Origin of the sequence: Nitratidesulfovibrio oxamicus (assembly GCF_015731765.1) — a bacterium.
Lineage (GTDB): Bacteria > Desulfobacterota > Desulfovibrionia > Desulfovibrionales > Desulfovibrionaceae > Cupidesulfovibrio > Cupidesulfovibrio oxamicus.
Window position 1 is genome coordinate 39905 of record NZ_VRYY01000221.1, and the last position, 10170, is coordinate 50074.

10 protein-coding genes are annotated in these 10170 nt (G+C 63.9%); 5 read left to right on the forward strand and 5 right to left on the reverse strand.

The window, feature by feature from the left end; genetic code table 11:
• Nucleotides 1-3: 3 nt before the first annotated feature.
• From dsrM to dsrP, 5 genes are read left to right on the forward strand one after another with little or no spacing between them, the layout of a single operon-like run.
• Entirely contained in the window at nucleotides 4-1011 is a 1008-nt protein-coding gene (gene dsrM, locus FVW20_RS08910) for a sulfate reduction electron transfer complex DsrMKJOP subunit DsrM (protein WP_167126847.1), read from the forward strand.
• A 9-nt stretch (nucleotides 1012-1020) separates the two neighbouring features.
• Complete coding sequence (gene dsrK, locus FVW20_RS08915; protein WP_196609131.1) at nucleotides 1021-2631, forward strand: sulfate reduction electron transfer complex DsrMKJOP subunit DsrK; 1611 nt, start codon at nucleotides 1021-1023, stop codon at nucleotides 2629-2631.
• A 2-nt stretch (nucleotides 2632-2633) separates the two neighbouring features.
• Nucleotides 2634-3014 (forward strand): sulfate reduction electron transfer complex DsrMKJOP subunit DsrJ, encoded by a 381-nt coding sequence (gene dsrJ, locus FVW20_RS08920; protein WP_012611237.1) that lies wholly within the window; start codon nucleotides 2634-2636, stop codon nucleotides 3012-3014.
• Entirely contained in the window at nucleotides 3014-3793 is a 780-nt protein-coding gene (gene dsrO / locus FVW20_RS08925) for a sulfate reduction electron transfer complex DsrMKJOP subunit DsrO (RefSeq protein ID WP_196609132.1), read from the forward strand. The genes dsrJ and dsrO overlap by 1 nt, the downstream gene beginning before the upstream one ends.
• An 11-nt stretch (nucleotides 3794-3804) precedes the next feature.
• Complete coding sequence (gene dsrP, locus FVW20_RS08930; RefSeq protein WP_196609133.1) at nucleotides 3805-4968, forward strand: sulfate reduction electron transfer complex DsrMKJOP subunit DsrP; 1164 nt, start codon at nucleotides 3805-3807, stop codon at nucleotides 4966-4968.
• Between the two features lie 639 nt (nucleotides 4969-5607).
• Here the strand turns inward: dsrP and FVW20_RS08935 are convergent.
• The 5 genes from FVW20_RS08935 to FVW20_RS08955 all read right to left on the reverse strand — a co-directional run.
• Nucleotides 5608-6894 (reverse strand): OmpP1/FadL family transporter, encoded by a 1287-nt coding sequence (locus FVW20_RS08935; protein ID WP_196609134.1) that lies wholly within the window; start codon nucleotides 6892-6894, stop codon nucleotides 5608-5610.
• A gap of 500 nt (nucleotides 6895-7394) precedes the next feature.
• Entirely contained in the window at nucleotides 7395-9191 is a 1797-nt protein-coding gene (locus FVW20_RS08940) for a response regulator (RefSeq protein ID WP_196609135.1), read from the reverse strand.
• The gene (locus tag FVW20_RS08945; RefSeq protein WP_196609136.1) at nucleotides 9188-9580 is read right to left on the reverse strand and encodes a response regulator; all 393 of its coding nucleotides are present in this window, start codon (nucleotides 9578-9580) and stop codon (nucleotides 9188-9190) included. The genes FVW20_RS08940 and FVW20_RS08945 overlap by 4 nt, the downstream gene beginning before the upstream one ends.
• 195 nt (nucleotides 9581-9775) lie before the next feature.
• The gene (locus FVW20_RS08950; protein ID WP_196609137.1) at nucleotides 9776-9943 is read right to left on the reverse strand and encodes a hypothetical protein; all 168 of its coding nucleotides are present in this window, start codon (nucleotides 9941-9943) and stop codon (nucleotides 9776-9778) included.
• Between the two features lie 33 nt (nucleotides 9944-9976).
• A partial coding sequence (locus tag FVW20_RS08955; protein ID WP_196609138.1) for a hypothetical protein occupies nucleotides 9977-10170 on the reverse strand: 194 nt, incomplete at its 5' end.

Sequence of the window (10170 nt, forward strand, 5' to 3'; positions counted from 1 at the left end):
GGAATGTTCATTTCACTTTTAGCGGTCATTGCGCTGGGTTGCATCGCCTGGCTGGGAGCGGCCTCAGGCTTCCAGTACCTTATCGGGGTGGTGTTGCCGTATGCCGCGGTGCTCGTGTTCATCGGCGGTTTCGTCTGGCGGATGGTGGACTGGGCCAAATCGCCCGTGCCCTTCCGCATCCCGACCACGGGTGGCCAGCAGAAGTCGCTGGACTGGATCAAGCCCGCCCGGCTCGACAGCCCCTTCACCACCGCTGGCACCGTGGGGCGCATGCTTCTCGAAGTGCTGCTGTTCCGGTCGCTTTTCCGGAACACTTCGGTCGAAATCCAGAAAGGCCCCCGCGTGGTCTACTATTCGGCCAAGTGGCTGTGGCTTTTCGCGCTGCTGTTCCACTACTGTTTCCTGTTGATCTTCATCCGGCACTTCCGGTTCTTCCTCGAGCCGGTGCCCTTTGCCCTGACGGCCATCGAGTTCGTTGACGGCATCATGCAGATCGGCGTGCCCCGCATGTTCATGTCCGACGTGCTGGTAGTAGCGGCGCTCGGCTTCCTGCTGGCCCGCCGCCTGTTCAGCGAAAAGGTACGCTACATCTCGCTGGCCAACGACTACTTCCCGCTGTTCCTGCTGCTGGGCCTCGTGGGCAGCGGCATCTGGATGCGCTACTTCGCCAAGGTGGACATCGCCGCGGTCAAGGTGCTGACCATGGGCCTCGTGACCATGAACCCCGTGCTGCCGGAAGGCATCGGTGCGGCGTTCTTCATCCACATCTTCCTGCTCTCGTGCCTGCTTGCGTACTTCCCGTTCAGCAAGCTGATGCACATGGGCGGCGTCTTCCTCAGCCCCACGCGCAACCTGCCCAACAACACGCGCGCGGTGCGCCACGTGAACCCCTGGAATCCGCCCAAGAAGTACCGCACCTACGCGGAATACGAAGACGAGTTCCGGGAACTGATGGAAGAAGCGGGGCTGCCTGTCGACAAAACCTCTGAAGAAGCCGCTGCCGCCGAGTAAGGAGCCGACATGTCCAAACTGCCAACTCCCGACAAGCTGATCGCGACCATCCCCGCCTTCCCCATGGAAGGGTGGATGGACACCAAGCCGGACTTCAAGCCCGGCACGTGGTGCTATCCGGCCAAGGTCGACAACATGAAGGCCCTCGGCATGCCGAACCCGCACGAGTGGTCGGCCGACCAGGAAGACTGGAACCTGCCCGAGAACTGGGAAGAGATCATCTACGAAGGCCTCAAGGCGCGTCTGGCCAAGCACCGCTCGCTCAAGGTGTTCATGGACATCTGCGTGCGCTGCGGCGCCTGCGCCGACAAGTGTCACTTCTTCATCGGCACGGGCGACCCCAAGAACATGCCCGTGCTGCGCGCCGAACTGCTGCGCTCGGTCTACCGCCGCGACTTCACCACGGCGGGCAAGCTGCTGGGCAAGCTGGCGGGCGCCCGCAAGCTGGACAAGGATGTCATCAAGGAGTGGTTCTACTACTTCTATCAGTGCACCGAATGCCGCCGCTGCTCGCTGTTCTGCCCCTACGGCATCGACACCGCCGAAATCACCGCCATCGCGCGTGAGCTGCTGCACGAGTTGGGCCTTGGCATCCACTGGATCATGGAGCCGGTGTTCAACTGCAACCGCACCGGCAACCACCTGGGCATCCAGCCGCACGCCTTCAAGGAAATCGTCGAGTTCCTCTGCGAGGACATCGAGACGGTGACCGGCATCAAGATCAACCCGCCCTTCAACGAAAAGGGCCACGAGATCGTGTTCATCACGCCCTCTGGTGACGTGTTCGCCGACCCCGGCATCTACACGTTCATGGGTTACCTGATGCTGTTCCATGAAATCGGGCTGGACTACACCCTGTCCACCTACGCTTCCGAAGGCGGCAACTTCGGCTCGTTCACCACCTTCGACATGGCGAAGAAGCTGAACGCCAAGATGTACGCCGAAGCAGAGCGCCTTGGCTCCAAGTGGATCCTGGGCGGCGAATGCGGCCACATGTGGCGCGTGGTGCACCAGTACATGGACACCTTCAACGGCCCCACCCCGCCCAAGATGGAAGTGCCGAGGTCGCCCATCACCGGCACGGTGTTCAAGAACGCGGCGTCCACCAAGATGGTGCACATCGCCGAGTTCACGGCCGACCTCATCAAGCACAACAAGCTGCGCCTCGACCCCAGCCGCAACGACCACCTGACCGTGACCTTCCACGACTCGTGCAACCCGGCGCGCGGCATGGGCCTGCTTGAAGAACCCCGCTACGTGCTCAAGAACGTGTGCAACAACTACGTTGACATGCCCGAGAACACCATCCGCGAGCAGACCTTCTGCTGCGGCGGCGGCTCCGGCCTGAACACCGACGAAATCATGGAAATCCGCATGCGCGGCGGCCTGCCCCGCGGCAATGCCCTGCGGTACGTGCAGCAGAAGCACGGCGTGAACACCATGGCCTGCATCTGCGCCATCGACCGGGCCACCCTGCCCCCGCTGGCCAACTACTGGGCCCCCGGCGTCACGGTCTACGGTACCCACGAGCTGGTGGCCAACGCCCTCGTGATGCGCGGCGAACAGAAGCGCACCATGGACCTGCGGCAGGAAGAACTGCCCGGTATGGAGGATGAATAACCATGTATAACGGCAAATACATCATCCCCGGCATCGTGATCTTCGTCGGGCTGTTCACCTTTCCCTTCTGGTCCAACCTGCTGACGCCCAAGTACGAGCGTCCGCAGCTGGCCATGCCCGCAGACCAGAAGGAATGCATCGAACCGGCCGAATACATGCGCGCCGAGCACATGCACATTCTCGACGTGTGGCGCGACCAGGCCCTGCGCGAAGGCAAGCGCGCCTATGTCGCCTCCAACGGCAAGGTCTGGGACATCAGCCTGCAGAACACCTGCATGAAGTGTCACGCCAACAAGGCCGATTTCTGCGACAAGTGCCACAACTCCAACAGCGTGAGCCCCTACTGCTGGGATTGCCATGTGGCGCCGAGGGGGAACCAGTAATGAGCACCACCAGAAGACAATTCCTGAAGATCGCCGGGCTTGCCGCCTTCGGCCTTGGCACCTCGAGCGCGCTCGACGCTGCCGAAGCCGTCGCCAAGGACATGCCGGGCGCCAAGTACGATGTGGGCGGCAAGCACCTTGCCGCCAAGCGTTGGGCCATGGTCATCGACACCCGCAAGCTGGAATCGCGCGAGGACTACGATCGCATCATCCACGCCTGCCATTCCGTCCACAACGTCCCCTCGATTCCCACCAAGCAGGAAATCAAGTGGATCTGGACCGACAAGTACGACCGGGTGTTCACCGACGACATGAGCCAGCACCTGTCCCCCGCCGTGCGCGAAAAGGACTACCTGCTGCTTTGCAACCACTGCGAAAACCCGCCCTGCGTGCGCGTGTGCCCCACCAAGGCCACCTTCAAGCGCGCCGACGGCATCGTGGTGATGGACTACCACCGCTGCATCGGCTGCCGCTTCTGCATGGCCGGGTGTCCTTACGGCGCGCGCAGCTTCAACTTCGGCGATCCGCGCCCCTACCTGAAGGACGTGAACCCCGCCTTCCCCACCCGCATGCGCGGCGTGGTGGAAAAATGCACCTTCTGCTCCGAACGGCTTGAGGTGGGTCTGCTGCCCGCCTGCGTCGAAGCTTCGAACGGGGCCATCCTGTTCGGCGACCTCGACGACCCGAATTCGCCGGTTCGCAAGGCCCTTGCCGAGAACTTCAGCATTCGCCGCAAGCCCTCCATCGGGACCCAGCCCGGCGTCTACTACATCGTGTAGGAGGAGAAGCCATGATCGAGAAGGTTCTGAAAGGCTCCCCGGCGTTCTACATCTGGCTGCTGTTCCTCGGCAGCATCGCGGGCCTGGGCGTCTTCGCGTACATCTTCCAGCTCCAGTACGGGCTGACCATCACCGGCATGAGCCGCGACGTTTCGTGGGGGCTGTACATCTCGCAGTTCACCTACTTCGTCGGCGTGGCGGCCTCGGCGGTGATGCTGGTGTTGCCCGCCTACTTCCATCACTACAAGAAGTTCAAGAAGATGATCATCCTCGGCGAGTTCATGGCGATTTCCGCCGTGCTGATGTGCATGCTCTTCATCGTCACCGACATGGGGCAGCCGCAGCGCATGCTGAACGTCATCCTGCACCCCACGCCGAACTCCATCATGTTCTACGACATGATGGTGCTGATGGGGTACCTGTTCATCAACGCACTGGTCGGCTGGGTTACCCTTGAAGCCGAGCGCCACGATGTTGACCCGCCCAAGTGGATCAAGTTCTTCATCTATCTGTCGGTGGTGTGGGCGTTCTCCATCCACACCGTCACCGCCTTCCTGTACGCGGGCCTGCCCGGTCGCCACTACTGGCTGACGGCCATCATGGCTGCCCGCTTCCTGTCCTCGGCCTTTGCCTCCGGTCCGGCCATCCTGCTGTTGCTGGTCATGGCGCTGCGCCGCCTGACCGGGTTCGATCCGGGCCGCGAAGCCATCCAGACCCTGACCAAGATCATCACCTACGCCATGGCCATCAACGTGTTCTTCTTCCTGCTGGAAGTGTTCACGGCCTTCTACAGCGGCATGCCGGGCCACCAGCACCCGCTCACCTTCCTGTTCGTGGGCCACGATGGCCACGCCTCGTGGGTGGTGGGCTGGATGTGGACGGCGGCCGTGCTGGCCATCCTGTCGCTGTGCCTGCTCATCCCCCCGCAGTTCCGCGACAACGAGCGCGTGCTGCCCTGGGCGCTGGGCATCCTGGTCATCGCCAGCTGGATCGACAAGGGCCTGGGCCTCTTGATCGGCGGCTTTACCCCCAACCCCTTCGAGACGGTGACCGAGTACGCGCCCACCTTCCCGGAAATTCTCGTCACCGTGGGCGTTTACGCCATCGGCCTGATGGTGCTTTCCGTGCTGTGGAAGATCGCCCTCGACGTGAAGAAGGAAGCGGGCACCTTCTAGCCGCTGTTCTGACCCGACCTGATCGCAAAGGGCCCGTGCCGTATCGGCACGGGCCCTTATGCATGTGCGGCAGGCTACTGAAAGGCCGCCTCGCCACGCGGCGCATGTCGCGCCCCCCCCCCACGCTTCCACCAGCGCATCCAGTGGGGCTCCCAGTGCTGCATCTACTGGAGCGTCTCAGCATATCCCCGGCGGCAGGGCCTTGCCCGCCTGTCGCGTGCCGTTTGCCGTGCAAGCATATGCCCTGACGCTGCTCCGTACGCATTCGCCATGCCACGCGCGGTCAGTCACCGGCCTGGCGCCGCACTGGCCACTGTGCCTGCCCGCCGCCAGGGAGTCCCAAGGCCATGTGCGGCGGTCAGACCAGCGACTTCATGCCCGCGCTGCCGTGCACCGGCCAATGGGAGTGCGCCATGTGACTGAAACGCGCAGGACAGCCCCCCCTCCGACAAACGCCCACTTCGCCACTGCTCGCCCGGTGCACGCCGATTCCTCCCCTGCACGCTGCGGTAAAGGCCGATCCCTTCCCCCCTCGTACATGCCGCCACGCGTGCAGCGCCCGTCTGCCGCCTTGCCCCACCCCGAACGCAAAAGGGCCGCCCCCGAAGGAGCGGCCCCGTGCATGCGTGAAAAGGCGGCCTAGAACTTGTAGCCCAGCGAAAGGCCGAACACGTGGGTACGGCCATCGCGCGAGGAACCTTCGTAAATCCCGCCGCCCTGGTTGTCGTATTCCGCGTCGGACGCCACTATGTAGGTATAGGACAGGTCCACGGTGTAGCTGTCCCAGTGGAAGCCGGTACCCACGCTGTACAGCTGGCGGTCATCGGTGGGAATCAGGTAGTCGATCTTGCCGCTGCGGGCAGGCGATTCGTCGTAGACGTAGCCCGCGCGCAGATCCATCCACGGAGTGGCGGCGTACTCGACGCCGATGCTATAGCGCCAGGCATCACGCCAGTCCTTCTCCTGGTTTACCAGCGCCCCCTGGCCGCCATAAAAGGGCGGCTCGTGGTAGATGGCCAGGTTGTCGTACAGGGACCAGCGGGTCAGCAGCGCCCCCACTTCAATGCTCAGTTCGGGAATGGGGGTGTAGGACACGCCGAAGGCCACCATGTCGGGCAGGGTCACCGAACCCTTCACGTCGCAGTCCTGATAGACACCAACCACCTGCGGAATGCTGGTAAGCGAAGACCCGATGGTGAAGTTGTTGTCGCCACGGGCTTCCTGCTCGATCTGGCTCTTGTAGCTCACGCCCGCAGCCCACTGGTCGTTGAACTGGTAGTGCAGGCCGGCGGTAAGGCCCCAGCCGTAGCTGTCGGCCTCAAGGTTCGAATCCACCTCGGCGGCGGCGGGCCTCAGGGGATTGTTGCCGCCGGAGGGATCACTCTTCTTGTCCATGTTCAGCTTCAGGGTCATGAACTCGACCCCCACGGCGGCGGAAAGCTTGTCCGTCAGCTTGAACGCGATGTTGGGATTGTACGAGATGGTCTGGATTTCGGCATTGTAGATGTTGTAGCGGCCAGCCCAGCGATCATCATCGTATTCGGTGCCCAGGCCGAAGCGGGTGTAGATGCCCATGCCCAGCCACAGGTTGTCCTTGAGTTGGGTGGTCAGGTAGCCGTGCGGGGGCGTCCACACGTTGTCGGCACCTTCACCGGTGTAGGTCTGGCCGCCGGACTTCACGTCCACCTTGGCGCTGGGGATGATGGCGCTCACGCCAGCCATGACCTGGGTGCCTTCCAGTTGGGTCATCAGGGCCGGGTTGTAGGCCACGGCAGAGGCATCGGGCTTGCGGGCCACCATGGCGCCGGCCAGCGCGTTGCCGCGCGCGCCCCATTCGTACAGGGCAAAGCCCTCGGCCTGCGCGGTGCCCGCCATGGCGGTGCACACCAGCAGGCACGACATAGCCAACGATTTCAGTCGCTTCATGGATCTCCCCTAGAGTTTTGTATGCCTGCCGCCGAACGATGCGCACGCGCGAAGAGAGCCCCCCGGCGCGGCTGACCGTCCAAGGGAGTACACACGGAACGTTCCGACTTTTTCAGGCAGGATGACGATTGCCGTTCCCCCGCGCGTTCCCTCTCGGCCAATGGCCGAACGCACGTACCGGAGCACGGCACCCCTTAAGCACAATCGGTTTTAGCTATCCGATTCGCCAACGATTTGCAACAATTCGGAAACGTCCCGGAAACACGACAGAAGTAACGCTCGCCCGTGCTACCCCGGCGCTCTTGCACATCTCTGGCACGTCCCGCCCCCGGCCCGGCCCAAACTGCACACCTGCAATCCGGCACCGGGTGCAGCGTTGCACCCTCCACCCGCCATCCCCGCGGCCTACCCGCCCGCAAAACATCGGGGCGCCGGAATCGGACCCCTGGTCCCTTCCCGGCGCCCCGGCATGCCGCGCGCGCGGCATCCACGTGCTTTCGCTATTCGGGTTCGGCGTGGCAGTCCTGCCGGTTCACAGTCCCATCCCGCGCGCCGTCGCGCAGATTGTCCAAAGGCCCGTCCAGCAGGCCCCGCGCGCCCAGCACGTTCTCTATCTCGGCAACCAGGCACCCGAAATCCACGGGTTTCGAGACGTAGCCATCCATGCCTTCGGCCAGGAAGCGCTCCCGGTCCCCCGCCATGGCATGTGCCGTCATGGCAATGACAGGCAGTTGCGACGGAACGCCCTTGCGGCCACGCAACGCGCGTATCGTTTCCAGGCCGTCCATCTCGGGCATCTGGATGTCCATCAGCAGCAGGTCGCAGGCTTCGCGTTCCAGCCCCGCAAGCACCTCGATGCCGCTGGCCACGGTGATGACGTCGTGCCCCATGCGTTCGAAAAAATACACCGCCAACTTGCGGTTGATCACGTCGTCTTCGGCCACCATGATGCACAGCCGTCGGCTCAGGCCCCGAATCACCGGCAGGCTGGCGTCGCGCAGGCGCGGGGCGACCGATTCCCCCAAGGTAAAGCGCATGGTCAGCGCGAAGGAACTGCCCGCCCCTTCCTGGCTGCGCACCGAGATGTCGCCGCCCATCATCCGCGCTATCTCGCGTGAGATGGCAAGGCCCAGCCCGGCGCCGCCGTACTTCTTGGTAAGAAAATTCTCGGCCAGGGTAAACGGCTCGAAGATGCGCTCCCACTTCTCGGCGGCAATGCCTACCCCGGTGTCCTCAACGGTGACGCGCAGCCCCACCGTTCCCCCCGCGTGTGCCGCCTGCGCTCCCTGCCCTGCACCAGGCGCCCCTGGAGCAGCGTCGTCCAGTTCCACCGACAGCGCGACGCCGCCCACCTCGGTATACTTGATGCCGTTGATGACCAGGTTGGTCAGCACCTGGCGCAACCGCGCGGCGTCGCCCATCAAACGGTCGGGCACATCCGGGGACACATGGCAGGCAAGGGTCAGGTTCTTCCAGCGAGCCTGCACATCCAGGACGCGGATCAGGTCGCCCACCGTCTCGCGCAGGTTGAACGGGGCCTCGTTGAGGGTGATGCGACCGGCCTCTATGCTGGACATGTCCAGCAGGTTGTTGACGATGGACAGCAAGTCCAGCCCGGCCTGGCGCACCATGCCCAGGCACTCCTCCTGCTCGCCAGCCGGTCCTGCGGCCAGAAGCAGTTCGGTCAGGCCGATGATGCCGTTTAGCGGGGTACGCAGTTCGTGGCTGATGTTGGCAAGGAACTGGGTCTTGGCGCGGTTGGCCGATTCCGCCTCTATCCTGGCCTGCTCCAGTTCCTGGGTGCGCACGGCCACCTCTGCGGCCAGGTTCTGCTGGTAGCGACGGTTTTCCGCACGCAGCCGCCCCTGTTCGATGGCCAGGCGTACCCGATGGCCCAGCACATCCAGATCCATGATGGGCTTGAGGATGAAGTCCCAGGCCCCCCGGCGCACCGCCTCTATGGCGTCCTGCATGACCCCGGTGCCGGATACCACGATGGTGGGCATGTCCGGCCTCTCGACCGCCAGTTCGCGCAGCACGTCCAGGCCGTCGATGCCGGGCATGCGCAGGTCCACGAGCACAGCGTCCGGCTGCACCGCGCGCACCAGCGCAAGGCCGGTGCGGCCATCTGTGCCTTCGTGCACGTCGTAGCCAAGGTCTTCGAGGTAGGCGGTAATGCTGCGCCGCACCATGGTGTCATCGTCGATGACGACAACGGTGGGGGGGGCGGGTGGGGATGTCGAACCGGAGGTACCGGGCGGAGCGGATGGGGCAGAAAAGCCGTTGGCGGAACTCATGCCCGCTCCGGCGCGGAAAGACGGCGGATGATGCCCTGCACCAGATCGTCCATGTTCTGCAACGGCTTGATGTACACGTCGGCGCGTTGCACGCCGATGGCAATGAGTTCCGACGGCAGCTTGTAGTTGGTCGAGCCGGTGTGGATGAGGTAGCGCAACGCGGGCAGCGCCTGATGGGCACGAATGATGAAATCGTTGCCGCTCATTCCCGGCAGGCGCATGTCAATGATGCCCACGTCTGGCCTATGGCGTTCCAGCAGATCAAGCGCGTCTTCGCCGCTTCCTGCCGTAACCACCCGGAACCCTTCATCCTCGAGGTACGCCTCGAGGTTTTCGCGCACCATCTCTTCGTCATCCACCACAAGAATGAGGATGTCGGCATTGTTCATAACTACCCCGTACTGCCCTATGCTTCCCCCGCCCGGTGCGCCTCTTCTTGGAACAGGCGACCGCTGTTTGAAGAACGATCGCCGGATACATCATATGCCAGACGCGGCACTGCGTGCAACGCCCGAATGCGTGCCTGCCCGCGCGCGCATAGGGGCGTTGCACGCAGACGCGCCAGAATCCTCCGCGCCAGACGGCTAAGAGGCTTCGCGCACGATGGCCTGCTCCCGTCGCAACGGGCACCATGTGGGGCGGTCCAGCGCGATGTCCAGCGGACGGTGTTTGGGCGTGGAAAGGTTGCAGCGGGCGGGTTCGCCCTGGCTGCAGAAGGGACAGTCGCTGCACTTGCGGACGACGATGATCATGAGGGTATCCTTGGCGCCGCGCCTCGGCGCGGGTTACAGCATATTGACGGGATCCAGATCCAGCGAGATGCGCAGGTGGCCGATGCCCGGCGTGGCCCCCGCCGCCCCGAACAGCGAACGGATGCTCGGCCAGTCGTCGGCCTTCAGCAGGCACTGGAAGCGCTTGCGTCCGCGCAGCAGCGGCAGCGGCGAAGGGGCTGGCCCCAGCACCTGCACGCCGCGCTCGC